Below are 23,330 nucleotides of genomic sequence, written 5' to 3'. Positions count from 1 at the left end.
CCGTGGAGATTGATGGACCTCCCATGGGAGCCCTCAAGGATCATGGCATCATCCCATATTTATTTGCATACCCCGCCAAGGCTCCTGGATGACCGCCAGGGCATACCCGAACACCCTGGGTCTCAGAGTGAAGGCAGACTGAAACTCATGGGCGTGTCATGGGAGAAAACGGACTTCGTATGGGCAAGACATGGGAGGAGGTAGGGTAAGTCTCGCGTTAACCTCAGGCGTTAAGGCTAGGCCCCTGTGAACACTGGTTAAATGCCTAAGCTGGGGGCACGTTTCGAATGTGCGGGCTCGCAGAGGTGCCGGGCCGCGCACGGTCGACACCATGCGGATAAAATGCCCCCCCGAACCAATCGCCCCCCCCAGGGGCATGACTTCCCCTTGGACTTCCATTGGAGGACCAAGCCTGCCTTCATCGCCGCCGCCGGCGTCAGCCTGATAGGCCACCCCCGGGCCCTTGAGGCCCGGAACTCTATAATGACGAGCCTCGTCCGCGCCGCCCTCGCGGGCCAGGGCGGCTGGGTCTCATACTCGCGGTCAAAAAGGTTCTACGAGCCCCTGTCCCGGTACGAAGGGACCGCGTACACGTACGACCGGGTCAAGGCGGCGGTGCAGGAGCTCCTGGACCTCGGCTTGATCGAAGAAGAGCGTGCGCTCCCCGGGCCCGCCTCGCACGGCTGGCAGTCACGCATGCGGGCTACCGACCGGCTCATCGCCGCCTTCAACGACTGCCCTTTCGAGCATGTCGGGCCAAGGGAGGTCATCGAGCTCCGGGACGTCGACGGCGAGCGCATGGCGTACACTGACACGGACAACACCCGGCGCCTGCGCAAGGTCATGGAAGCCCGCAACGAGGCCGCCAGCGCCATCCGCATCGAGATGCCCGAGGGCGACGGATGGCTCCACACGCCGGGGCACGTCCGCGCCCGGTCCGAGAAGACCGGCGGCTGGGTTGGCCTTCGCCCCACGCCAGCGCCCATCATGGTCCGGATCTACGGCCGCGGCCGGTGGGACATGCACGGGCGCCTGTACGGCTGGTGGCAGCAGCTCCCCCAGGCCCGACGCATCGAGCTCCTCATCAATGGCGAGGTGGCGTTCGAGGAAGACTGGAGCGCCTGTCACCCTAGGCTCCTCTACGCCATGGCCGGGAAAGTCCCCGTCGGCGAAATCTACGACGTGGACGGGTACGACCCGAGGCACGTCAAAGCGGCGCTCCTCACCGTCATGAACACGAGGACGACCTACGGCGGCATCCTGTCCCTGATGAAGCGGGAAGAGGACAAGCAGGGCACGTGGCCACACTCCCTCGACTACACGAAGAGCCTTATGCGGGCCGTCACGGACCGCCACGAGCCCATCGCCCATTTCCTCGGGGCGGACATGGGGATCCGACTGATGCACCTCGAAAGCGAGATGTGCATCGAGGTCCTTAAGCGGTGCGAGAAGGAGAACATACCGGCGCTGCCGGTGCACGATTCTTTCGTGACGCAGGCCTCGAAGGGGCCCCGAGTGACCGCCATCATGGCCGAAATAATGGAGGCCACGTGCGCCGAGATAAACCCCTGTCAGTCCTCAAGAAAGAGGAGATTCACCCCACAGATGGGAGCGCCTCTTTCCGGTGGGTGCGTGGGTTCTTCCGCCTCCGCGTCTCTTGTGGTCGTCAAGACTGAGCCGGTCTCCGTTCCTGTCCCGCCTGTGTCACCTCCTGCCCCTCGTCCCCTCCGCTGGGATCCTGAACTGCGGCTTGAGGCGATGATCGCGTACCAGATCAACGTCGAGCGCGCGGAGATGGCTCTGGACCGTTGTGAGGGGATTTTCGAGGTATGGGAGAGACGGGAGGCAAGAGCCCGTGAGATTGCACGGTCCGTATGTGCGGATGAGAACAAGACCGGTATGCGCGCATTCCCGGTCAACATCGTCCCTGACCGTCCTGGGGGTAACAAGATGCTCTCCCCAAAAGTGGGGCGTAGCCCGAGGAAATCCGGTTCCACGGTCAGGGGCCGGAGGCCTCGGGTCACCCCATCCGAGGCCAGGGCGTAGCCTCCGGGACAGCCTCGCAGGATAGGGGCCGGAGGCCTCAGGGAAGCCCCGCAGGGATAGGGGCGTAGCCTCCGGGCCACCCTTTCCATTGCAGGGGCCGGAGGCCTGAGGAGAGCCTCCTAGAGGATCAGGGGCGTAGCCAACGAGACAGCTTTTTCCTTGGTAAGACCGGAGGTTAGGTCGCTTCCCCCCTTGTAGAATGCGAGCGAATTCGCTACCTTTTTATTGTCTCCGCATGGGACGGGCGTTGCACCTCAACGTACCGAAACCCCGTCCCCCGTACCCCGGAGGGCGGGGTTTCTCGTTGTGCCTTGCCAGGGTCGAGCGCACCATCTTCCCATGTCCGCCGGCATCCCCCCGTTCCCCACTCCACCTGCCTCGAAGGCTTCCCGTCGCGATGCCGACAGGCAACGCAAACGCGCGGCCCGTCAGGCCCTTCGCGAAGCTGGCGCGCCTGACCCTCGCCAGCTTGATGCTGCGCTAGTCGACGCGCTCCGGGACGCACTCCTTGCCTCCGCCACCTCCGTCGGGACCCGACCGGGGGAGCCCCTGGTGGCCAGCGTCGTGGACGCCAGGGAGGTCCTACGACTTGCTCTCCGGGGCCTCAGGGGACGCGAGAGCGGTGGCGTGCCCCTCCGGACCGAGGCCATACGAGCGGCTCTCGTAGCCCGTCTCGCGCCCCCTCAAGACGGGTCAGGGGCGTAGCCCAAGGGCATCCCTATCCCTGCGTGGGATGATCCGCACTCCGTCCCTCACCCCTGCACGATTTCATGCAGGGGCATGCCCGGTGGCGGTTTCGATGCCCTGCGTACCGGAGGACCTGGAGGGCCTGGGATCGTCCGTTGCAAGGCCCCGGGGCAAGATCCCCTCCGTGCGCTGGTCCGCACTGCCTCGCCCTCCCTGACCCCTCCTACGGGGGGCGACGGGAGGGCATCCCCTTCCCGGAAAGCCGGTGACAAAGGGCGAGATAGGGGGGGTGGAGTGGGTCCCTCCTGGGGCGTTCCAAAGCAGGAGTCGCGAAGGTGCGGCATCCGCCCGGGCACAGTGGAAATTTTTGGGTACGCACCCCGCGTACCGCCAGTCGCAACAAGGGGTTACCGTGCGTACCGACGACCCTCTCGCGTACTCCGAGACCGCGCTCGTCGCGGTGCGCACCCTGCGTGCGTACTCCCGGAACGCACGTACGCACGACGAGGCCCAGATCGGACAGATCCAGGCACGGTGATCTGCAGCATGCCGGCATGCTCGGACCGCCGCGTGAAACCGACGAGCCCGCCCAAAATCGAGTGCCCGCATCCACTTGGATTTTCGATGCATTGTCTAGGAGTAACGGGTACGTCGCCCCCTAGTGCTCTGAGCAATCCTCGGACACGTCCCAGGCAACCAACGCCCAGGGAAACGGTAACCCTGGCGTGACGATCGTCTTGCCAGGGGATCCGTGAGCTGAATCTATGGGGTCCTGGGCGCAGGGAGATCGACGATGGGCAGGCAGGCAGATCAACTCCATCACGGCATGCACAGTGGCATGATGGCCGTCGGCGTGGCCCTCGTAGCCGGCCAGCGTGCTCGTCGGGAGGCTCAGGCATGGGCCCAGGCAGACGCCGATGCCGAGAGCGCTGTCCACCGCCTCGGACAGGCCCTCCTCGCATCGCGTCGCCGGGAAGCCGAGCTCTCCCGAGATCTCGCCGCGGCGCAGGCGGAAATCCGCGCCCTCCGCCTCGCCCGACGTCAGTGAGAAATATTCCGTGGGGGGGTTGTGCCTTTCCCCTGCGGGCCAGATTCGGTCCGCAAATGGGCCATTTCCGGACCATGAAAAAAGGGCCCGCCGGGATGACCGGCGGGCCCTTCGCATTGAGGGGGGCAGGGGTCAGGCCACCTTGCGGCGGCGGTCCCTCTCCATCGCGAGATTTACGAGCTCGGCGATGGCGACGTCTTCCGGGTCGTCCGAGAGCGGACGCGTCCAAGTCCATTCTGCGGATGTGTCCGCAGCCGGTGCAGATGTGTCCGCATTTGCGGCCGGGGCCCCCTCACTGGGAGCGGGTTCTGTGAAGGAGGGTAGGCCCTCGATCAGGTCTCCCGACACGTGTGCCTCAGCCTCGTGCGGGAGGGCGGCAGCCAGCGTTACGAGCTCGCTGTGGGACAGGCCCCTTGCCCAGGCCAGGACTGGCTCGGGGAGGGTGGACGTGTCCGCGGCCGGTCCCCCAGCGACGAGGTGCCGGGCGTAGGAAACGAGAGGCACGCCAACCTGGTGGCGGGGAGCGGGGCCCTGATAGGGAGCCGGTGCAACCGCAGGGGCAGGCGCATCGAGGTACGCCGCCGCGGCATCAGTGGCGGGGAGGACCGGGGTCACGACCCCCGTCGCCGACTTGACGGCTCGGAGGACCCAGCGGCCGCTCTCCCAGACGAGGGCGAACACGGTGGCGACGGCGGCTGCGGCGAGGGCGAAAACGCGGGCGAGGAAGCTCATGGGCGGTGGTCCTGTGTTGGGTGAGTGACGCTTCGATTGTCCGGGGGGGCTGGCAATCGACAAATCAGGCCGGGGCGAATAGGTCGTCGACCAGCTTGCGAGGCAGTTGCTTGTGGTGGACCCGGAGCAGGCGGAGAGCGTGACTCGCCTGAGCCACATCGAGCACCTCCAACGCAGCGAGAACGTGCCCATCGATTGTCGTTGATTTTGACCACCCCAGGTCGTTGCGCTGGGTCGCCCAGTCCTCATCGTCGCGGGTAATGAGACGGACCGCTTCGAGAGCTAGGGACCTTACGTCGGGGCGCTCGGCCAGGGGCCGCTCCCCTTCATGCACGAGAGCCAGCTTGCCCTCAGACCGCGCCACGTTTTTGCCTGCGCGCTCGACGAGGGACAGCAGTCGCACCGCATCCGCGACATCGAGGTCGGGACGCTGCAGGAGGCCCTGAGCCTCATCGACGTCGACCCGCCGGGCCCAAGACCACCTGCGATCTTTTAGGGACCGCGTCGCCTCGTCCCGTGCCCGGTCGATAAGGTCAGCGATCCTCTGCCGTTCCGCGGCCGCCGCCGCTTCCTCACGAGCACGATCCGCCGCGTCCTCCGCCGCCCTCTCCGCCTCACGGGCTGCGACCAGGGCGGGGATCCCGTCGATAGCGATTTGGACGGCGGCGATGTCGTGGTCGGGCGCCTGCCAGAACAATATGTTTTCTCCTTCGGACATCAGTCCCAGCGCGGAAAAATTCAGGACGCCCGCAGCCATGGCGGCACGGCACTCGGGCGTCTCGACGGCACGGCTCAGGTACCGCTCACCCCTACGCGTGTGGAGAAGCTGCCCGGGTTGCCACTGGAGCCCCAGCCACGCTGGCGGCTGCACGTACGGGGGGAGCAAGGGCGTCGTGTGGGGCATTTGCGAATCCTCGGATCGGCGGATCTGAGTAATGTAGCCCTAGTCGTACAAACCGCAACCGGGGACCATCAGGCTCTTTCGACAACACCGAACCACGATTTCGACAACTATTTGAACAACACGGCGTTGTCGAAACTGTTGTTCAAATGGCATAAAGCCTGAAACTATCGCTCAGGTTGTATAACATCAAAGGCATAATTTTGGAGACCCTGGAAATTCTATCGCGGGTTGCGATATAATGTTCTCGGCGGATTCGCGGAGGACAAAATGGATGGTCGAGCTCACGGAGACGGACGTCCGAACGTTGCTTCGCGGGGCATGCCGCCGGGCGGGGTCGCAGGACGCCTGGGCACGCCAGACGGGGCTGTCCCCGCAGCACGTGTCCGACGTCCTGCTCGGACGGAGGGAGCCGGCCGGTCAGGTTCTGAGGGCCCTGGGGCTCTCGCGACGAGTGAGGTACGTCGAGACGGCCGTAGGGGGCCCAAGCGCTACTGCAGGATCCCCCGAGCCCGGTGCGAAGAGTACCTCACCTCTGGCATGAGCTACCGCGATATCGCCCGCGTCGAGGGCTGGGACGAGAAGACGGTCGCAAACCACTGCAAGGGGCTCGGGCTCACATCTCAGCCTCGCCAGCCATTGGTTGAGTTCTCCGATGTCGAGAGCGCGCGGGAGGGTCGTGAGACCGTGCGTGAGGTCGCGGTACGGCTCGGCGTTACGATCCAGGCGGTACATCAGTGCGCGTACCGACACGGCACCCGTATCCACCGTCGCCCCTCCCGGATCACATATGAAGTGCTCCGTGAGGTCATCCTGTCGGACGCCCCGATTTCGCATGCTGCCGAGGGTCTGGGTGTCACGCGCGAGACGCTTTACCGGCGTGCCGGGCAACTCGGTCTGCCGGGCGACCGCCGCGGCCGTACGCTGCTCCGGCGTCGGGAAGGAGTGGCCTGATGTGCGATCTGATCACCGATCTCCAGCGCCTCGGCATCGCCCAAGTCCGGGCCCGCCTGACGCAGGCACGGACCATCGCACAGGCCCTGATCGACGACCCGGCGCTCCCGGAGATCCGACGTGAGCGTCTCGCGGTTGCGCTGGACGAAATGGACGCTTGCCTGCTCGACTACGCGAAAAACGCCTTGTTCCACCTCGCCGGGGAAATCGAGCAGGCGGGCGAGCCCATTGAGGAGCGCGTAGACCTCGACGCCCTCAGGTCTCCCGAGGAGCGCGCGGCGGTCGTCGAGATCCTGGACGAGCTCCTTGCGGACGATGGCCCGTCCCCCGATCCGGTCGCGTCCGGAATGCCTCGGCCCCTTCCTCCCCCACCGCTTCCCCCGGGCGCCCGGGGCGCACCCGCCAGAATCTAGACCGCCACATTTCGAAGCCTGGGCGCCCGGCGAGGGGCGCATTTCCCGCAGCCCTTCACGGACACAGGACCACCGCCATGCGCACCGTCCACCTCGACCTCGACGACAGCCTAAAGATCGATACCATCAACCTCGACGTGGCGACCGGCATCGCCAAGCTCGACGGAGAAACGGTTCGCATCCTCCACGTCCTGGCAGCCAACGAGTTCACCGTGCCACTTACCTACGAGACGACCGCCGAGGATGCCCTGCGCCTCGCCGCGGCGATCATTGAGTGGGACGTCGGAATGATGGAGGCGGCGGACGCTCCGTTCTCCACTGACAGCCCGAAGCTTGGCGCCCGGCAGATGATCCGCTCGTTCCTGCCCCGCATGCTCCCGTGCGAGTTCCGCGACCTGTTCGTGGACACATACGGCTACTCGGGAGCACGCTACGACTACAGGGTCGACCCCGACCTGCAGCGGCCCATCAACGCCGCCCAGGGTTAGTCATCTATGACCCTGGGCGCTCGCATTTGAGCGCCCAGGGAGCCGCCTTGGTTCAGAGCTTGATCGTAAAACTGGCTTGCTCTGAAGCGGAACGCAAACGCACATGCCCAAGACTAATATGTATCCGTATGTTTACGACCCGAGTTACATAAAATACATTTCCAGATATTGGACGCCACCAAGGGTTCAGAAGAAAGCGGAGTGGCAAAACTCTTGCCGAAACGCGTTCTCGGGCCTCGATATCGCGGACCGCGAGTTCGTCCGTGCATCTGCTTTTATATTATCTGATAAAGACGATTCTTGGACCAAGGGTCGCCTGAGACATCGATTCAATCGTCTGCGAGTACGTATAGATAACTTGAGAAGCGATTTTGTACGCTTGTATCCTATGACATTTTACCATGGTATACAGAACTGTCCATGGCGGGAGCGGCATTCACTGACACGCCCGCTGGAAGGGCCGGAGCGGCGCCTGAATTTAATTTGCAGGCTCGCACTCCCCGGTTTGTCGAGATGGCTCGGCCGGCCTCTGCGGTACGTCATTGAAAGCGGCAGGCATCACATGCCCGGCGACGCGTGTGTGTGGCCCGACATTATTTGTATTGTCCCGGGCCCAGGCTTTCTCACCGTCATTGTCCGCCGGGGCCTGCATCACCCCCCGCCGTCGAGCGCGATCTATCCCATGTCAGCCGTCGGTCCCCAGGAGGGCAGTGACGGCGTATGGCTCGCAAGGGGGTCGTGGATCACGAAACGCCATCGCGACCGGCCACCGACGGAGGGTTGGATTGCTTGGTCGTACGTGCCCGGTCCGAGCGGTGAAATCGAATTTCTCGTCCAGGGCGGCAGTGCGAAAGTGGCGCTCCGTCGATTTTGGGCGATCTACGATGCGACTGTGGTCGTGCCCACCTGGCATGGCAAGACGCCAGCGGACAGGCACCTGGCCTGGCTCCCTCCCGAGCCAGCCCCCCTCGACCTGACCGCCGAGGACGAGGAGGCCCTGGAGGGGCTAGAGGGCATCTGTGTGTAGCTGTCACCGTGTGAGGACGCGTTCCTCCGGCTGCGTGTCACTCGCGGCCATGCGTTCGAGGATCTGGCTGAGGGTCACCGGGCGGTACGACCACACGTCGACCCCGACATCCTGTGACTGGGTCGTGCCGGGCAAGAGCCCATGCGTGTGCCCGAAGAGGTGGAGCGACCCCCGATAGGCACGCGGCCACGAACGCATGGGGTAGTGGCAGAGCACGACGTGGCGGTCCTCGACGGAGATCTCCCTGATCCCGTCGTGCTGCTCCGCCCAACCGAGCTTGCGATTCTTGCGGTCATGATTCCCGGCGATGAGGATCTTGCGGCCGTTCAATCTCCGGAAAATCTTGCCGGCATACTCGGGCGTCGAGAGCGCGAAATCGCCGAGATGGTAGACCGTGTCCCCGGGCTGGACGGTCGAGTTCCAGGCCTCGATGAGCATCGCATCGTGCTCCTCTATACTGGCGAACCCAGGGCGCAGACCATGAAGAATTGAGGCATGCCCGAAATGGGTGTCCGCAGTGATGAAGTTGGCCATGACGGCCTCCATAAAATGGAGGCCGGCGCGCGCGCTCAGGTCCTCCTCAGGTGACGGGAAGGGGGGCGAATGCCCGGGTTTTTCGCGACATGGGGGAGGCCTCGGGGGCGGGGTGAATCTGGACGATCGCAGCTCGCCGAGAGGTGGGCAAGCGCGACGTTTGCGCAGGGTAAAGAAATCCCTGGCCTCAATTTGGGATCGACTCCCGGCCTCGTTTGTTCTTCATTCGTTCTCATGAGCGAATCGATGGAGACAGTCGTGGACGAGATGGAACGCGCCTATCTGGATGCCTGCGACGGTGACGCGCGGGATGCCCTGCGCCGGGCCCTGGGCGATGCCCTCCAGGAGCTCGCGGCCGTGGACCGACAGGTCAGCCGGGGTTTCGTGCGGGCGGGCAAGCCAGCGGATCTCGCCCGCAAGCTGGGACCTGAACGACGCGCCCGGCAGGGTCAGGGGGCGGTTGGCTGAGCCCTCCCGGGGCCTCGCTTCGTGCGTTCCCTCGTGACCGGTGCCGGCAGCGCGGCCAGCGCGGCCCGCTCGTTCTCGTAGGCCTCCAGCACCGCATCGACCCACAGGGCCATGCCCTCCGACTTGAGGGGTATCCGTTGGCTCCGGTCGTAGTGAAGGCGCGTGACGGCGGAGCGGCGGTCGCGCTCGTCCTCGGTCACTCCGGCCTCGTGGTCCAGGATCGCGGACGCGGCCCCGCCCAGGCGATGGTCCGAGAGGAACGTCGTGATCGCCCGGCGGACGTCATGCAGCGTCCAAGGCCGGATGCCGTGGATCCCGAAATAATCGACCAGCGGCCGCGCGGTGACCGTCGACCCCGTCACCTTCTTCCCCCGCAGCCGGTAGAGGAGCGCGTTCAGGGCACCCTGGCCGACATGGCCGTCCCCCCGGATCGACGGGAAAAGCCAGCGATTCGTCTCACGGTCGGGATCCTCGGCAAGCACCCGGTCGATCACGTACCAGGCGCCCGGGGGGAGGGGGAGCACAAACGGGCGATCTTCCTTCATGACCCCGGCGCTCCATGTCACGGCGCGCCAACCCGGTCCCGGCACGCCGGCGTCCTCGGGGATGGGGGCAACGTCCAACCGTGCGGTCTCCGCGACGGCGCCCGTGCGCTGGCCCGTGAGGACAGTGAACCACAGCATCGCTAGAGTGCCCGGCGCGGTCGCGTGTTCCGTCTGACCGAGTGTCCGGTATCTCTCCGCGACGGCCAGGGTCCGGGCGAGCTCGTCGATCTCGGGCGCGTGCCTGCGCTTGCCCGGCTTGTATCGGATCGTCCACTGGTCTCGCCAGAGCGGCCACTTCTCAGTCGCCTTCGCCATGCCGGACACGCCGCTATGGTTCGACCAGGCCCAGTCGAGCATCTCCCGTCCCTGGCGTACGGCCCGGGCGGCCGCGCTGCGCGAGTTCGCGGCGATGATCTCGTTCCGGATACCCTGCAGGTCGGTGGCCGTGACCTCACGGACGGGGCGGCGGGCGATCCGGTCGAATGCCTTGTGGCGCAGGTACGAAGCGTATGCGGGGAAGTACCCAGGGTCGAGGTCCGGCCGCTTCTCCTCAAGGAACAGATCGACGAGGTCCCGCCATTCCCACGGGCCGTGCCGCCGCCGGTCCTCGTCGCTCTGCCGTTCTACCTCCACCGGCCAAGCCGCGTCCGCCGAGGTCTCGTGGTCGCCGCCGGTCGTGACCATGGCATGCGCGTAGACGGCGACGTCCTGCCGGGGGTCCCGCCCATCCTTCACGTCCAGCCGGGCCCGGGCGGCCGCCTCACGCGCCGCGGCGACCGAGACGGAAGCCATGTCCCCGAGGCGGAGGGTCGACATGCGGAGCTTGAGGATCCAGTTGCCGGCCGCCGGCGTCACGCGGAGCACGAGCCCCGGGAAGGCGTCGTCGCAGAAGTCGATCCCGCGGCCGGGGACGGTCCCGCTATCGATCATCCGGCGCGCCTTCTTCAGGTGCTCCGCCGTCAGCCGCGCCCGCTCCCGTGCGTATGTCCCCCGCGATGCCGCCATGTCCGTCTCCGTGGATACCGCATGGATACCGCACGTCCGAAACGCGGCCGCAAGAGTCCCCGGGAACGGTCCACCGGGAAAAGCCATGCAGGATTAACGGTTTGCGCGGGAAGCGCCGGGGAGGTGGCGAGGCGGAAAGCCCGGGGGATCGTCCTTCCAAGCTGAATACCCGGGTTCGATTCCCGGTACCCGCTCCACTCCCTTCGCGTTTGACATCAATCACTTAGCCCACTGGGCATCCCCGTTCGTGGGACTATCTCACGGGCCCAGCTCACATAGCCGTGATGTTTCGGGAACGGCAAACCCATCGTCGAGACCGTCCGCGACGAGCTCGTCAGCGCGACGCGCGGGCCGGCCGAGGCCCCGTTCTACCTCACGTTCAGGACGGCCAGCTCGGACAAGACGCACGCGCAGCTCACCGTCCGCCGCCGGGAGAGCGATCCGCCCCGACCGGTGCCGGCCGAGGCCTGGCACTACGTCACGCCGCGTCAGCTCGAGCTACTTCCGAAGGGTACGAAGCCGCTCCCGGGATCCATCTACCAGTTCACCTACACGGCCACGGAACCGAAGGTGCTCGGCATCGGCTTCGCCGCCACCCGCGACGTGGTGGCCTACCTGCGCGGCGACGCCGACGGCGGGGCCAACCCGGCCGCCGGAGCGATCCGCCATGCCGTCGCCCTCGGCGTGTCGCAGAGCGGGCGCTACCTGCGCGACTTCATCCATCAAGGCTTCAACCGCGACGAGGCCGGCTGCCGGGTCTTCGACGGCGTGCTGTCGCACATCGCGGGAGTCGGCGGCATCTTTCTCAATGCCCGCTTCGGCCAGCCCTCGCGCACCAACACGCAACACGAGGACCACTTCTACCCGGAGAACGCCTTCCCGTTCTCCGCCGCCCAGCAGCACGACCCTGTCACGGGACGAACCGGCGCGCTCCCACGCGGCGACGGCTTCGATCCCCTCCTGATCGAGGTGAACACCGGCACCGAGTACTGGCAAAAGGGTGCCTCGCTGCTGACGACAGATCCCCTCGGCCGCACCGACGTGCCCCTGCCGGGCACGGCGCGTGCCTTTCTGGTCTCGAGCGGCTTTCATTACGGCCGCGCCGGTCTGGCCTCGACCAAGGGAGCGTGCACCAACCCGCGCAGCACCCTCAACCCGGCCCCGGCGGTCCGAGTGCTCCTCGTAGCCCTCGAGGACTGGGTCACGTCCGGCAAGACCCCGCCGGACAGCCGCGTCCCCCGTTTGTCGGACGGCACCCTGGTCGAGGCCGCCGGCATCGGCTTTCCGTTCCTCGTCGGAGTGCCGGTTCCGACGGCGCCGAACGCCCTCGCGCGGTTCGACACCTATGTCGATCCGCGGCCCGAGAGCGGGCCGCAGTACCGGCCCCTCGTCCCGCGCGTCGATGCGGACGGAAACGATGTGGCAGGCATCCGCCTTCCCGCCGTGGCGGCGCCGCGCGCGACCTTTACGGGCTGGAACCTCTATGCCGATCCGTTTCCAGCGGGTGTCCTCTGTGACCGCGAAGGCAGCCAGCTCCCCTTCGCACGCACCCGGGCGGAGCGGGTGGCGACCGGGGATCCGCGCCCCTCGATCGAAGAGCGCTACGCCGATCCGGACGCCTACGTCGCGGCCGTCACGAAATCCGTCGACGCCCTCGTGTCGGATCGCCTCTTGCTTCGAGAGGACGGCGATCGCCTGATCGCAGCGGCACGGCAGGAAGCAGTGCCCTAGCCGGTCGAGGCCGAGCCCCACTGCAGCGGTGGCGGCCCGCAGAGCTCGCCACGACTGAACGGTCGGGCAGATCTCGACTTGGTTGAGGCCGGCCATTCTCAGGCTGGGACGGCAGGCTTCCAGGCTTGCCACCGCCCCAAGAGGGTTGACCTCCCAGCCTTCGACCGAGTCGTCGATCCGCCTGAACTAGGCGCCGGGGAAGGTCTTCCCGATAGCCGGTGGCGGAAAACCAACTCGCATTTCGGGCACGGACTTCATCGGCGTTGTATGGGAGCAGATGACGCTGGACCGCGTTGGACTCGGCACACCGATATCTGAGGCAGCCGATGTATCCGAACCGATTGGTAGAGACGGAAGCGGTTCTCGCCCGGACCGATCGAGCGTGGCGCTCGGAGGTGACGCGCCTTTACGGTCCCGACGGCGTTCTCCGCTTCGGCTACAGGCGTGAAGGCCGCGGCGAGGATGGAACAGCCGTCCGACATGCTTACGATGCACGTTGCCAGGCTGTCGCCCTGTGGCGTCACGAGCGCCGGCCTACGGCCTGAAACTTCGGCCGAAGCAATGCCGATGTGGATTGTTTCCGTCTTGAGCCTGTGGGCTGCGTATTGGGCTGCGATGTTCGCACAGATCGCTCATCTGCGGGCCATCGACGACGGCGTCGGCGCTGTCGTCTTCTCGTGGATCTCTCGCACCTTCCTGGCCGTCGGCTTCGGCTTGTTGGTTGTGGCGAAGAGCGGATAAGCGATGTGCAACCGCTGCACCCTGGTGACGCCACAGGCCGAGACACGGGCCTCCTTCGGCGTCTCGGTCGATCGCACCGGCAACCTGCCGGCCATGCCGGGGATCTTCCCCGATCAGCGCGCGCCCATCGTACGGGTGCGGGAGGACGGCACGCGCGTGATGGAGATGTTCCGACTGGGGCATCCCGGGGCCGAAGCAGTTCGGCGAGCATCCCGTGACCAACGTGCGCAACGTGAAGAGTCCGCACTGGCGCCCCTGGCTGAAAGCCCGAGTTCCGCTGCCTGGTCCCGGTCTCGTCCTTCAGCGAGTACGCCGACACCAACCCGAAGAAGACCCCGACCTGGTTCGCCCTCGACGGCGCGCGCCCGCTGTTCGCCTTCGCGGGTATCCGGCGCCCCTGGACCGGTGTGCGCGGCACGAAAGCGGAAAACCCCGACCGGATCGAGGAAGACCACCGCCTGTTCTCGTTCCTCACCTGCGAGCCGAACGGCGTCGTCGGCCCCGTCCACCCCAAGGCCATGCTGGTGCTGCTGACGACGCCGGAGGAGTGGAGCACGTGGCTCGCCGCCCCCACGGAGATCGCCCTGGAGCTTCAGCGCCCTCTGCCGGATGCCGAGATGCGGATCGTAGCGCAGGGCGCGCGGCGGGATCCGGCGGAGTGATCCGGCAGGGGCACCTTCGACACTCTGAAGGGCCTGTTTTCGATCCAGGCTGAACTCCATCGAAGCTGTTTCGACACGCGTCCGCTCGCAGAGAATGAGTGGTGATCCATTCGAGAACGTGTCCGCCGACCGCAGCACCGCCGACCGCCGACCGCCGACCGCCGTCTCGAATGGGTAGCCGCACGTGTAAGCCAATGGGCAGCCGCACGTGTAAGCCGCACGATCCGGGCGCCGAATTGCGACCTCGGCATTTTGGGGGCACTGGTACGTAAAGCCTCGAGAATCCGTAACCGGCGCGTTCAGTGAAACGTGAATCGCTGCGTCGACGCGCCAATCATCAGGACCGTCATGCGCGCAACCGTCTCTTCATTCGCACTGGCGTTGTTGATCGCCCTGGCGTCCGTCCCGGCCCTGTCTGCGCCGGACGATGCTGTTCTTGCAGTGGCCAAAGCCCAGGACGGTCCGTATCGCGAGACCTTGAAGGGGTTGGTCGACGTCGATTCCGGAACCGGCGACGTGTCCGGCCTCTCCAAGGTGGAGGGGATCCTGACGGCGCGTCTCGAAGCGTTGGGCCTCTCGGTCGACACCCGAGCCGCCCCCGTGTTCGGCGGCAATACCCTGATCGGCACGAGATCGGGCAAGGGCACGCGCAGGATCATGCTGCTGGTGCACTACGACACCGTGTTCGGCACCGGTGACGCCGCCAAGCGCCCCTATACGGAGCGCGACGGCCGCGCGTATGGCCCCGGCGTCGCCGATGCGAAGGGCGGCATCGCAATGATTCTGCATGTCCTCGCCGGACTGGAAGCGCTGCGTTTCGATGGGTACGGCACCCTCACGGTGGTGCTCAACCCCGACGAGGAACGCGGCTCACGCGGGTCGCGCGACGAAATCACGAAAATCGCCCGTGATCAGGACGTGGTTCTGTCCTTCGAACCGTCCTTCGCCGAGGCCGGCGTCGACGCCGTCACCGTGGCGACCAAAGGCATCAACTACGCGAGCCTCACCGTGAAAGGTCGCGCCGCCCATGCCGGCGGGGCGCCGGAAGCGGGCCGCAACGCGGTCGTCGAGCTCGCCCACCAGATCCTCCAGCTTCAGGATCTCGGCGACCCGGCGAAGGGGACCAGCCTGCACTGGACCGTGTTTCATGGCGGTACCAAGCCGAACATCATCCCGGAGGAGGCGAAGGCGGAGGGCGACATGCGCTACTTCGTACCAAGCGAGTACGACCGGGTGCTGACGACGGCACGCAGGATCATCGGCGCCCACCGCGTTCCCGACACGCAGGTCACCTTCGATCTCGCCAAAGGCCGCCCACCGCTGCCCCGGAACCCGGCGACCCAGGCGCTCGGCGAACGCGCGCGGACCATCTACGCAGAGTTGGGCGCCGATCTTTCCCTCGCCGAGATCGGTGGCGGTACCGATGCGGGCTATGCTTTCCAACTCGATAGCCCGACAAAACCCGCCATCATCGAGTCGCTCGGCATCGTCGGCGGGCACTATCACAGCGCCGACGAATTCGCGGTCCTCGCCAGCATCACGCCGCGGCTCTACCTCGCGACCCGCCTCCTGATGGAGGTGTCGAAGGACGCTGGCCGTTAATCTGGGATGTCGCGATCGAAGTGCTCACCGGCTCAGCGCAAAGGCGATCGAGGTTCACGGAGGAGCGAGCTCGTTGGCAGAGGGGCCTTGGCGCGAGGCCCTCGGCGGGACCAAGCCCTGGTATGCAGCATCCTACATTCGGACAGGCGTCATCGTCCTGCAAGGTGCGGTGACGAGGGGAGCATGATCGGAACGACGGCGACGGCTGTTGCCGCGACGACCACGGCTGGCCATTTCGGTCCGAACGCATCTCCCCGAGACCGCAACCGATGCCGAATCCTGTCGAGTCGATCCTGCGCACCGCCGCCGAGGGCCTCGTCGCGCTGGTGGCAGCCTGCAACCGGCTCCGTCTGCCGGGAACGCAGCACCCGTTCGTGGTCGGCGTCCACACGCCGATGCGTGAGGAACTGACGCTGCTGGATCTACCCGTGACCGGAACGATCCCGGCAGGGCTCGACGGGCGCTACCTCAAGATGGGTGCCAACCCAGCCCGCCCGACGACGCGCGGCCACGACTGGTTCCTGGGCGACGGCATGGTGCACGGCTTGTGCATCGAGGGCGGCAAGGCGCTGTGGTACCGAAACCGATGGATCGGTTCGCGCGCGGCGTCCGCAGCGCTCGGCCGGCCCGCTGCTCCAGGACCGCGCCGTGGCGACGACACCGTCAACACCAACGTGGTCGAGATCGGCGGCCGCGCCTTCGCCGTGGTGGAGGCCGGCAGCTACCCCGTTGCACTATCCGATGACCTCGAGACGCAGCGCTACGATCCGTTCGACGGTACGCTCATCGGCTCCTTCAGCGGTCACCCGCACCGCGACCCGGAGACTGGAGAGCTCCACGCAATCGCCTATGACGGCCGCGTCTGGGACAGCGTGCGCCACGTCGTCCTCTCGCCCGGCGGCCGGGTCGTGCGCGACGTGTCGATCCCGGTCGACCACGGCCCGTGCATCCACGACTGCGCGATCACGGCGCGCTTCGTGGTCGTGCTGGACCTGCCCGTCACCTTCTCCATGCGGGCGGTGCTGGCCGGGCACCGCTTCCCGTTTCGCTGGAACCCCGCCCACCGCGCCCGCGTCGGCCTGCTCCGTCGCCACGGCACCGCCGCCGACATCGTCTGGTGCGCGGTCTCGCCGTGTTTCGTCTTCCACGTCGCCAATGCCTACGACGACGACGGGCGGGTGGTCCTCGACGTCGTCGCTTACGACAGGGTGTTCGACTCGGCCGGCGGCGGCCTCGACGCGCCGGGCCGGCTAGAGCGCTGGACCGCCGACCCCGCGACGGGGCGGGTCGACCGGCGGGTGATCGACCCCGCGGCGCAGGAGTTCCCCCGGATCGACGAACGCCGCTTCGGGCGGGCCCACCGGTACGTCTATACGGGTTCAGTCCCGGCCGACGGCAACACGCAGCTCGTTGGCGCGACGCAGATCTACAAGCACGACTTGGCGACGGGGGAGCGGCGCGTGCACGAGTTCGGCGCCGACCGCGCCCCGGGGGAGTTCGTGTTCGTTCCGGCGAGGCCGGAGGCTGGTGAGGACGAGGGCTGGCTCGTAGGCCTCGTCATCGACACGGCAAGCGACACGACGGACTTCACCGTCCTCGATGCGCGCGCGTTCGAGGCACCGCCCGTCGCCACGGTCCACCTCGGGCACCGGATCCCGCCGGGCTTCCACGGGAACTGGTTTCCGAGTCCGAGGGCCGGATGATTCGGACGGCGGCGCGCGGTCACGTCCCGCAGAACGTAAGGTAGTCCGCGCCGCCGCCCTCGGGGGCGTCGGCGTAGCGGGCGTGGGCAGGCTGGTCGTCGTAGGGCCGCGCCAGCACCGCCGACAGCTCCTCGAACGGGCCGAAGTCGTCGTGCTCGACCGCAGCCGCGACCATCGCCTCGACGTTGTGGTTGCGTGGGATGAAGGCCGGATTGACCGCGCGCATCGCCGTCGCCGTCGCTGCGGGGGCTCGTCCTTCCGCCGCCAGCCGGCCCCGCCAGCGCACCGCCCAGGCGTCGTACGCGGTCGGGTCGACGAACAGGTCGCGCACTCCGGCGTCCGCTTCCGGTCGCTCGGCCGCGTCGCACAAGCGGCGGAAGGTCAGGGTGAAGTCCGCTCGGTTCGCCGCCATCCGCTCCAGCAGATCGTCCGTGAGGGCGGTGTCGCCGTCCCGGTCCCCGGACAGTCCGAGCTTGCGGGCGAGACCCCCGTGATAAGCGGCCTCGAAGCGCGGGCCGAACCCACCCAGCGCCGCCTCGGCCGCCTCCACCGCCGCCGCCTCGTCATCGGCGAGGAGCGGCAGCAAGGTCTCGGCTAGGCGAGTCAGGTTCCACAGGGCGATCCCCGGTTGCTGGCCGTAGGCGTAGCGCCCATGCGCATCGATCGAGCTGAAGCGCGTGCGCGGGTCGTAGGCGTCGAGGAAGGCGCAGGGGCCGTAGTCGATGGTCTCGCCGGCCACCGACATGTTGTCGGTGTTCATCACCCCATGGACGAAGCCGACCAGGAGCCACGCCGCCACGAGGTCCGCTTGGCGGGCGACGACGCCGTCGAGCAGCGCCCGATAGGGGTGGCCCGCGGAGGACGCCTCGGGATAGTGCCGGGCAAGGGTGTGGTCGGCGAGCGCCCGCACCGCCTCCGTGTCGCCGCGGGCGGCGAAGTATTGGAAGGTGCCGACCCGGATGTGGCTGGCCGCCACGCGGGCGAGCACCGCCCCGGGCAGCCGGGTCTCGCGCACGACGCGCTCACCGGTGGCGACCGCCGCCAGCGCCCGGGTGGTGGGGATCCCGAGCGCAGCCATGGCCTCGCTCACGAGGTACTCGCGCAACACCGGCCCGAGCGCCGCCCGCCCGTCGCCGCGGCGGGAGAACGGGGTCGGGCCGGCACCCTTGAGCTGGATGTCGCGGCGGCGCCCGTCACGGTCGACGACCTCGCCGAGCAGGACGGCGCGCCCATCGCCGAGCTGCGGCACGAAGTTGCCGAACTGGTGCCCGGCATAGGCCGTCGCGATCGGGGCGGCGCCCTCCGGGACGCTGTTTCCGGCAAGCATCGCCACCCCGTCGGGACCCGCGAGCCAATCCGGATCGATGCCGAGGTTCGCCGCCAGCGCGCGGTTCAAGTGGATCAGGCGCGGGGCCGCGACGGGCGTCGGGGCACGGCGGGCGAAGAAGCGGTCCGGCAAGCGGACGTAGCTGTTGTCGAACGGGATCGCTGTCATGGTCGGGAGCTATGGACGATCGCGCTCGCGGACAAGCGTCTTCCGCCGCTCTTTGGGACGTCGTGCAGGACACAAAAACGCAGCCGCGACGCCAAAACGGCGGGACTTTCGCCCCGCCGTTACGCTGTGATCGAAGTGTTCCAGAACCACGAGGCACGAGGCTGCTTCAACGGGCCGAGGCGTCAGCGACGACGCGCCGGGCCGTCGGCGCCCGCGGGGTCAGCGAGGGCGTGGTCGTCAGCTCGGAAGCCGGCCGCACCGCGGCGGTGGCACGCGCCTGCTCACGGTAGAGCGTCGGGGTGATGTTGATGCGCTCGTCGGCCATCGCGGTGCCCGCCAGAGTCACGGGCGCCAGAGTGACGGACACGAAGGCAGCAAGGACGAAGGTACGAACGGTCATGATGTCGATTCCTCTGGTGGTCCGGGGCCTGCCCCGGTTCATGAGAGGAATATGCTTCGCACTGCACCATCATTCAAACAGATAGGATCGATAGCTGTTATCGATAAAATCAATGATTGGGGATGCTTGATCGGAATACGAAATCGCCGTTCGCGACATCCGAAACGAAGAACGGCGAGGCTTTCGCCTCACCCTCGCGCCAGGATGGAATGGTGGTGGGCACGCTGGCCTCGCATCACATGGGCAATCGAGCGAAGTTGTAGGCATTCAGAGAGGCGGCGAAGTGGTCCCGCAGCTGATCGTGGCTGTCGAAGTGGCAGTGCTTGACCGTCGCTTCCTTGAGGGTTCGGTTCATGCGCTCGACCTAGCCACTGGTCCACGCGTGATTTGGCTTCGTGAGCCGATGTTCGATGTTGTGCGTCCGGCCGATCCGATCGAAGCGGTTGACGCGGTAAAGAGCGGTCGGGCCGCGACGGTTCCTGGGCAGCTCGGCGAACTGGATGCCGTTGTCGTCAGGAGCGCGTTTGATGGCACCCCCATCTCCTGAGAGAGGGCAGAGTTGGAGACCGGCCCCGAGCCATAGACCGAGATCGTCCCCAGCGTGGTCGAGGGCGGACCGTCGCTCATAGCGCCGTCTCATGGGGCCTCGCGCTGGCCTCCAGGATCGACAGCGACAGGCTCTCGGCCCAGGGGAAGCCGGCGCGCCAAGTGAGGAACACCCGGCCGCCCTCCAGCGGGCGATTCGTGGTCCAGGGATCGGGACGCGACATCCTCTGTCCCTCGCGCCCGTTCGACCGTCAGTCGAAACGGCGGACCCACTTCATCGTCTCTTCGAGATCGTCCTTCTCTTCCGGAACTTCGATGATACCGTACTCGTATCCTTCAAAGCGGATCGGCTTGATGATCCGGGCGGCATCCCGATAGGCCTGCGGGATGCCGCCGATGCCGTTGCTGTCCACGACCGGCGCCTGCCCGGCCCGGATCAGCACACCGCCCGCATAGGGCGCCAAGCTCAACTCGGGGGTGAGCTGGCTTCGGATTGCGTCCTCGCCGCCGAGCCGGGCGATGTTGGCGTCCCCCAGCAGCGTGAGCCAGTTCGAGGCGCGAGGCACCTCGTAGCCGCCGAACCGCGTCTCTGACCAGTAGTCGCCCATCGCGTCGTATTCGAGGGCGGGATAGCGCTGCATCAGGGGATAGTAGTAGACCTTGCCAACCGTCTCACGACCCGGCTCGGTTAAGACTCCAAGTCCTCCAGAGCCATGTAAGACCCCCAATCTTCCGGCCCAGTCGCAGATGAGACTGACGAAACGATCCGGATTGTCTAGGATGAACGAGGGCGGAAAATGAAACTTGATACCTGAAAGCCGGCGAGTAGTATTTTTTTGATCGAAGCCAAATGCGATTCCTCTCCAGAGGGAAGGATCGTCTTCTTCACGGGAATCAAAATTGATAATTGAGCAGTAAAAATCCTCTGTGTTTCCAGAATTGATAAATTTACTACAATACTTTCTAAGCTCGGTAGGATTCATTTTTTTATACGAACGACTTCGAGCCTCCTTGAAATGAGTAATCTTCTTTTCAAATAGTTCTATGTATTCCTCTGATATGCATAAAATGTTTTTCCGGCGGTCGGGCCTGTGCCCATCCAGAAAATATAACGATATCATTCCGCCTACACGTGAAACGATTTTATTGAGCTTTTTTGACCGATAAACCAGCTGTGTTTCAATTTGAGACGGATCGCGCTGGGTTTGCCAACGAATATAATCTGGAACTTCCGTCAAGTTTCTGTTCCTTTATTTATGTTGCTGCAATTACAATCTTCCGCAACATTTATTTCTTTGACTTTGACCAACTTTTCGCCGGTATGGCTTTGATCTTTTGCGATATCTTTGTAATAGCCTCGCTCCTGAGCATCTGTCTTGCCATCCACACCACCTCCAGCCCTTGGGAATTTCATTTCCCAGAGTTCGCTCAGGCGCCCACCCTGCCACCACGACACGTCAGGCCGATGAGCCCCGCGCACCACCGGAGCCGTCGAGGGCATGCCCGGCGCGGTCCGGCTGCGCGGTGAGCCGCACCGAGGAGGCGTAGCCGTCGAAATGGTCGCCGTAGTCGACGATCGGGTCGGGGGCCGGCACCAGGGCCGAGCCCCGCGGCGTCAGGCACGGGTCGACGGACGACGAGATCGCCCTCGATCGCGAATTCGTGGCGTCAGATCACTCCACTCGCTCGACGCCGCCCGGATAGCGCTTCCGGTCGAAGTGAAGGATGTCGAACCCCTGTGACTGCGACAGGAGCGCCAGGTGGGCCCGGGCGTTCGTCACGATGAGGTTGCGCTTCTTGGGCTGGCCTCCCAGGGCGAAGATCGGTGCGAACGAGAAGATCTGGTCCTCGTTCAAGGGCCCGAACTTCCGCACGGCCTCGTCGTAGAGGTCGTAGTCGTCGTACGTGTCCTCCTCGGCCAGGAACGGCACCACGAACTCGGTAGGGCTCGCCTGTTGATCCTTGGCCCGAGGATCGGCGAGGATCGTGATCCGGCCGCGCTGGAAATCGAACTTGATCGCGCCGAGCGAGCGGTTCCAGGCGTAGACACTGCCGAAGGCCGTGATGAGGTAGGGCACGCAATCGGCCGCGTTCAGCAGGCTCTTGCCCTCGAGGGCATCTTCGATGGACGGCCAGACCATGTCGGGGTCGCAGTGACCTGACCGGTATTTTGGACCGAGCCAATTGGAAGGCTACTGCATGGTGGCGGCCATGGGTAGCCGGAAGGCCAGATCCGGGAGGGTGACAGGCNATGAAGGGCCGCACGGTCATCGCCATCGCGCACCGCCTCTCGACCCTGAAGGACTGAAATCGAACTTGATCGCGCCGAGCGAGCGGTTCCAGGCGTAGACGCTGCCGAAGGCCGTGATGAGGTAGGGCACGCAATCGGCCGCGTTCAGCAGGCTCTTGCCCTCGAGGGCATCTTCGATGGACGGCCAGACCATGTCGGGGTCGCAGGTCCTGAACGTGCCTTTGAGCCAGATGGAGATGCCGACCCTCGACCACATGTAGGCCAGAACTTCGGGAACATGCGCTTTGCCCCCACCGTATTCAAATGGGCGCAAGATCTCGGGGTGCTTCCGCTCGATCGCTTCATCGAACAGGGTCTTATATCTCTCAGCCGTCATTGTTTTCTCACTTTCATTTTTTTCAATCAAGATATGCGATTGCTGCAGGCATCCCGCCCCTTGATCGTGGCGCAAAGCCGCACGTTCATCTTCTCTCCAGGCTTCAAGCTTTTCGCATGTCGCTCGAACTCGGCCAATCGGCTGGGCCAACCTCCGCCGATGATCGAGTTGACATGAGAGTTCCCAATGCGAAGGATCTTCGACACGTTGCCACCAAGCACCTGATCGGGAACGTGAAGTGGCGACCGGCGCTCAAGATTCTCTTTGGCAAGTCTTTTCGCTTCCTCCGTGGATTTGCCGCGATTGGTATAGTCACGGATTGCCTCGGCGCAGCACCATCGCCGTCTGCGCCGTGAGCCGCACCGAGGACGCGTAGCCGTCGAAATGGTCACCGTAGTCGACGATCGGGTCGGGGGCCGGCACCAGGGCCGAGCCCCGCGGCGTCAGGCACGGGTCGAGGGACGACGAGATCGCCCTCGATCGCGAATTCGTGGCGTCAGATCATTCCACTCGCTCGAAGCCGCCCGGATAGCGCTTCCGGTCGAAGTGAAGGATGTCGAACCCTTGTGACTGCGACAGGAGCGCCAGGTGGGCCCGGGCGTTCGTCACGATGAGGTTGCCCTTCTTGGGCTGCCCTCCCAGGGCGAAGATCGGTGCGAACGAGAAGATCTGGTCCTCGTTCAAGGGCCCGAACTTCCGCACGGCCTCGTCGTAGAGGTCGTAGTCGTCATAACTGTCCTCCTCGGCCAGGAACGGCGTCACGAACTTGGTAGGGCTCGCCTGTTGATCCTTGGCCCGAGGATCCGCGCGGATCGTGATCCGGCCGCGCTGGAAATCGAACTCGATCGCGCCGAGCGAGCGGTTCCAGGCGTAGACGCTGCCGAAGGCCGTGATGAGGTAGGGCACGCAATCGGCCGCGTTCAGCAGGCTCTTGCCCTCGAGGGCATCTTCGATGGACGGCCAGACCATGTCGGG

Annotated in this window: 22 protein-coding genes and 2 pseudogenes; 11 read left to right on the top strand and 13 right to left on the bottom strand. The window is 65.8% G+C overall.

From position 1 onward, the window contains the following. The first annotated feature begins 387 nt into the window (after positions 1 to 387). Positions 388 to 2,046 carry a hypothetical protein gene (locus tag ASF27_RS18000; RefSeq protein WP_244481048.1) on the top strand — a complete coding sequence of 553 codons (1,659 nt, stop codon included), beginning with the start codon at positions 388 to 390 and terminating at the stop codon, positions 2,044 to 2,046. A gap of 1,480 nt (positions 2,047 to 3,526) precedes the next feature. Then, positions 3,527 to 3,781 carry a hypothetical protein gene (locus ASF27_RS17995; protein ID WP_056362283.1) on the top strand — a complete coding sequence of 85 codons (255 nt, stop codon included), beginning with the start codon at positions 3,527 to 3,529 and terminating at the stop codon, positions 3,779 to 3,781. A gap of 796 nt (positions 3,782 to 4,577) precedes the next feature. On the opposite strand, the gene ASF27_RS17985 is transcribed toward ASF27_RS17995, so the two are convergent. Beyond that, on the bottom strand, positions 4,578 to 5,270 hold the full coding sequence (locus ASF27_RS17985) for a hypothetical protein (RefSeq protein ID WP_244481047.1): 693 nt from the start codon (positions 5,268 to 5,270) through the stop codon (positions 4,578 to 4,580). A 684-nt stretch (positions 5,271 to 5,954) separates the two neighbouring features. Here ASF27_RS17985 and ASF27_RS17980 point away from each other — a divergent pair. From ASF27_RS17980 to ASF27_RS17970, 3 genes are all read left to right on the top strand, one after another. Beyond that, complete coding sequence (locus tag ASF27_RS17980) at positions 5,955 to 6,368, top strand: hypothetical protein (protein WP_056362274.1); 414 nt, start codon at positions 5,955 to 5,957, stop codon at positions 6,366 to 6,368. Beyond that, positions 6,368 to 6,781: a hypothetical protein gene (locus ASF27_RS17975; protein WP_056362271.1), complete on the top strand. Its 414-nt coding sequence runs from the start codon at positions 6,368 to 6,370 to the stop codon at positions 6,779 to 6,781. Before ASF27_RS17980 ends, ASF27_RS17975 begins: the two co-directional genes overlap by 1 nt. 77 nt (positions 6,782 to 6,858) lie before the next feature. Further along, positions 6,859 to 7,269 (top strand): hypothetical protein, encoded by a 411-nt coding sequence (locus tag ASF27_RS17970; protein ID WP_056362268.1) that lies wholly within the window; start codon positions 6,859 to 6,861, stop codon positions 7,267 to 7,269. A gap of 1,030 nt (positions 7,270 to 8,299) precedes the next feature. Here the strand turns inward: ASF27_RS17970 and ASF27_RS17960 are convergent. Then, on the bottom strand, positions 8,300 to 8,842 hold the full coding sequence (locus ASF27_RS17960) for a metallophosphoesterase family protein (protein ID WP_018044271.1): 543 nt from the start codon (positions 8,840 to 8,842) through the stop codon (positions 8,300 to 8,302). A 234-nt stretch (positions 8,843 to 9,076) separates the two neighbouring features. Between ASF27_RS17960 and ASF27_RS17955 the strand changes: the two genes are divergently transcribed. Further along, positions 9,077 to 9,298 (top strand): hypothetical protein, encoded by a 222-nt coding sequence (locus ASF27_RS17955; protein WP_238206022.1) that lies wholly within the window; start codon positions 9,077 to 9,079, stop codon positions 9,296 to 9,298. Here the strand turns inward: ASF27_RS17955 and ASF27_RS17950 are convergent. Continuing rightward, entirely contained in the window at positions 9,280 to 10,848 is a 1,569-nt protein-coding gene (locus ASF27_RS17950; protein ID WP_056306583.1) for an integrase arm-type DNA-binding domain-containing protein, read from the bottom strand. The two genes, ASF27_RS17955 and ASF27_RS17950, sit on opposite strands and share 19 nt — an antisense overlap. 453 nt (positions 10,849 to 11,301) lie before the next feature. On the opposite strand from ASF27_RS17950, the gene ASF27_RS17945 reads away from it, so the two are divergent. The 5 genes and pseudogenes from ASF27_RS17945 (at position 11,302) to ASF27_RS17925 (ending at position 17,287) form a co-directional block, all read left to right on the top strand. Then, a complete protein-coding gene (locus ASF27_RS17945; RefSeq protein WP_244481046.1) occupies positions 11,302 to 12,579 on the top strand; it encodes an alpha/beta hydrolase domain-containing protein in 1,278 nt (425 codons plus the stop codon). Between the two features lie 462 nt (positions 12,580 to 13,041). After that, positions 13,042 to 13,320, top strand: coding sequence for a hypothetical protein (locus ASF27_RS23260; protein ID WP_244473031.1), 279 nt, complete (start codon positions 13,042 to 13,044; stop codon positions 13,318 to 13,320). A gap of 3 nt (positions 13,321 to 13,323) precedes the next feature. Continuing rightward, a pseudogene (locus tag ASF27_RS17935) lies at positions 13,324 to 13,982 on the top strand (SOS response-associated peptidase family protein). A gap of 348 nt (positions 13,983 to 14,330) precedes the next feature. After that, positions 14,331 to 15,584, top strand: a complete 1,254-nt coding sequence (locus tag ASF27_RS17930) for a glutamate carboxypeptidase (RefSeq protein ID WP_056305440.1) — start codon at positions 14,331 to 14,333, stop codon at positions 15,582 to 15,584. A 269-nt stretch (positions 15,585 to 15,853) separates the two neighbouring features. Continuing rightward, a complete protein-coding gene (locus ASF27_RS17925) occupies positions 15,854 to 17,287 on the top strand; it encodes a carotenoid oxygenase family protein (RefSeq protein WP_056362262.1) in 1,434 nt (477 codons plus the stop codon). A gap of 19 nt (positions 17,288 to 17,306) precedes the next feature. Here the strand turns inward: ASF27_RS17925 and ASF27_RS17920 are convergent, their stop codons facing one another. From ASF27_RS17920 to ASF27_RS17895, 10 genes and pseudogenes are all read right to left on the bottom strand, one after another. Next, on the bottom strand, positions 17,307 to 18,782 hold the full coding sequence (locus ASF27_RS17920; protein ID WP_056362259.1) for a protein adenylyltransferase SelO: 1,476 nt from the start codon (positions 18,780 to 18,782) through the stop codon (positions 17,307 to 17,309). 166 nt (positions 18,783 to 18,948) lie between these two features. Further along, a complete protein-coding gene (locus ASF27_RS17915) occupies positions 18,949 to 19,182 on the bottom strand; it encodes a hypothetical protein (RefSeq protein WP_056168643.1) in 234 nt (77 codons plus the stop codon). A gap of 247 nt (positions 19,183 to 19,429) precedes the next feature. Beyond that, a pseudogene (locus ASF27_RS23255) lies at positions 19,430 to 19,600 on the bottom strand (integrase core domain-containing protein); the annotation flags it as partial. 205 nt (positions 19,601 to 19,805) lie between these two features. Continuing rightward, the gene (locus tag ASF27_RS22485) at positions 19,806 to 19,952 is read right to left on the bottom strand and encodes a hypothetical protein (protein ID WP_156467580.1); all 147 of its coding nucleotides are present in this window, start codon (positions 19,950 to 19,952) and stop codon (positions 19,806 to 19,808) included. A 27-nt stretch (positions 19,953 to 19,979) separates the two neighbouring features. Beyond that, entirely contained in the window at positions 19,980 to 20,966 is a 987-nt protein-coding gene (locus ASF27_RS21810; protein WP_156467579.1) for a type VI immunity family protein, read from the bottom strand. Beyond that, positions 20,963 to 21,142 (bottom strand): hypothetical protein, encoded by a 180-nt coding sequence (locus ASF27_RS22480; protein ID WP_156467578.1) that lies wholly within the window; start codon positions 21,140 to 21,142, stop codon positions 20,963 to 20,965. The genes ASF27_RS21810 and ASF27_RS22480 overlap by 4 nt, the downstream gene beginning before the upstream one ends. Positions 21,143 to 21,185: 43 nt before the next feature. Further along, a complete protein-coding gene (locus ASF27_RS22475; protein WP_156467577.1) occupies positions 21,186 to 21,323 on the bottom strand; it encodes a hypothetical protein in 138 nt (45 codons plus the stop codon). Positions 21,324 to 21,401: 78 nt separating this feature from the next. Then, the gene (locus ASF27_RS17905; RefSeq protein ID WP_056362251.1) at positions 21,402 to 21,869 is read right to left on the bottom strand and encodes a T6SS immunity protein Tdi1 domain-containing protein; all 468 of its coding nucleotides are present in this window, start codon (positions 21,867 to 21,869) and stop codon (positions 21,402 to 21,404) included. Between the two features lie 126 nt (positions 21,870 to 21,995). Next, positions 21,996 to 22,430, bottom strand: a complete 435-nt coding sequence (locus ASF27_RS17900; RefSeq protein WP_210166285.1) for a GAD-like domain-containing protein — start codon at positions 22,428 to 22,430, stop codon at positions 21,996 to 21,998. A gap of 426 nt (positions 22,431 to 22,856) precedes the next feature. Next, positions 22,857 to 23,330: T6SS immunity protein Tdi1 domain-containing protein (locus ASF27_RS17895; protein WP_156467576.1), on the bottom strand; the 474-nt coding region annotated here is incomplete at its 5' end.

Source organism: Methylobacterium sp. Leaf102 (genome assembly GCF_001422425.1).
GTDB lineage: Bacteria > Pseudomonadota > Alphaproteobacteria > Rhizobiales > Beijerinckiaceae > Methylobacterium.
Note: the sequence above shows the minus strand (reverse complement) of the source record. Positions and strands in the feature narration are given on the sequence as shown.

Coding starts and splice junctions, on each gene's coding strand:
- ASF27_RS17995 (WP_056362283.1), top strand. CDS start 3,527: ATGGGCAGGCAGGCAGATCAACTCCATCACGGCATGCACAGTGGCATG.
- ASF27_RS17985 (WP_244481047.1), bottom strand. CDS start 5,270: ATGGCTGCGGGCGTCCTGAATTTTTCCGCGCTGGGACTGATGTCCGAA.
- ASF27_RS17980 (WP_056362274.1), top strand. CDS start 5,955: ATGAGCTACCGCGATATCGCCCGCGTCGAGGGCTGGGACGAGAAGACG.
- ASF27_RS17975 (WP_056362271.1), top strand. CDS start 6,368: ATGTGCGATCTGATCACCGATCTCCAGCGCCTCGGCATCGCCCAAGTC.
- ASF27_RS17970 (WP_056362268.1), top strand. CDS start 6,859: ATGCGCACCGTCCACCTCGACCTCGACGACAGCCTAAAGATCGATACC.
- ASF27_RS17960 (WP_018044271.1), bottom strand. CDS start 8,842: ATGGAGGCCGTCATGGCCAACTTCATCACTGCGGACACCCATTTCGGG.
- ASF27_RS17955 (WP_238206022.1), top strand. CDS start 9,077: ATGGAGACAGTCGTGGACGAGATGGAACGCGCCTATCTGGATGCCTGC.
- ASF27_RS17950 (WP_056306583.1), bottom strand. CDS start 10,848: ATGGCGGCATCGCGGGGGACATACGCACGGGAGCGGGCGCGGCTGACG.
- ASF27_RS23260 (WP_244473031.1), top strand. CDS start 13,042: ATGGAACAGCCGTCCGACATGCTTACGATGCACGTTGCCAGGCTGTCG.
- ASF27_RS17930 (WP_056305440.1), top strand. CDS start 14,331: ATGCGCGCAACCGTCTCTTCATTCGCACTGGCGTTGTTGATCGCCCTG.
- ASF27_RS17925 (WP_056362262.1), top strand. CDS start 15,854: ATGCCGAATCCTGTCGAGTCGATCCTGCGCACCGCCGCCGAGGGCCTC.
- ASF27_RS17920 (WP_056362259.1), bottom strand. CDS start 18,782: ATGACAGCGATCCCGTTCGACAACAGCTACGTCCGCTTGCCGGACCGC.
- ASF27_RS17915 (WP_056168643.1), bottom strand. CDS start 19,182: ATGACCGTTCGTACCTTCGTCCTTGCTGCCTTCGTGTCCGTCACTCTG.
- ASF27_RS22485 (WP_156467580.1), bottom strand. CDS start 19,952: ATGTCGCGTCCCGATCCCTGGACCACGAATCGCCCGCTGGAGGGCGGC.
- ASF27_RS22480 (WP_156467578.1), bottom strand. CDS start 21,142: ATGAAATTCCCAAGGGCTGGAGGTGGTGTGGATGGCAAGACAGATGCT.
- ASF27_RS17905 (WP_056362251.1), bottom strand. CDS start 21,869: ATGGTCTGGCCGTCCATCGAAGATGCCCTCGAGGGCAAGAGCCTGCTG.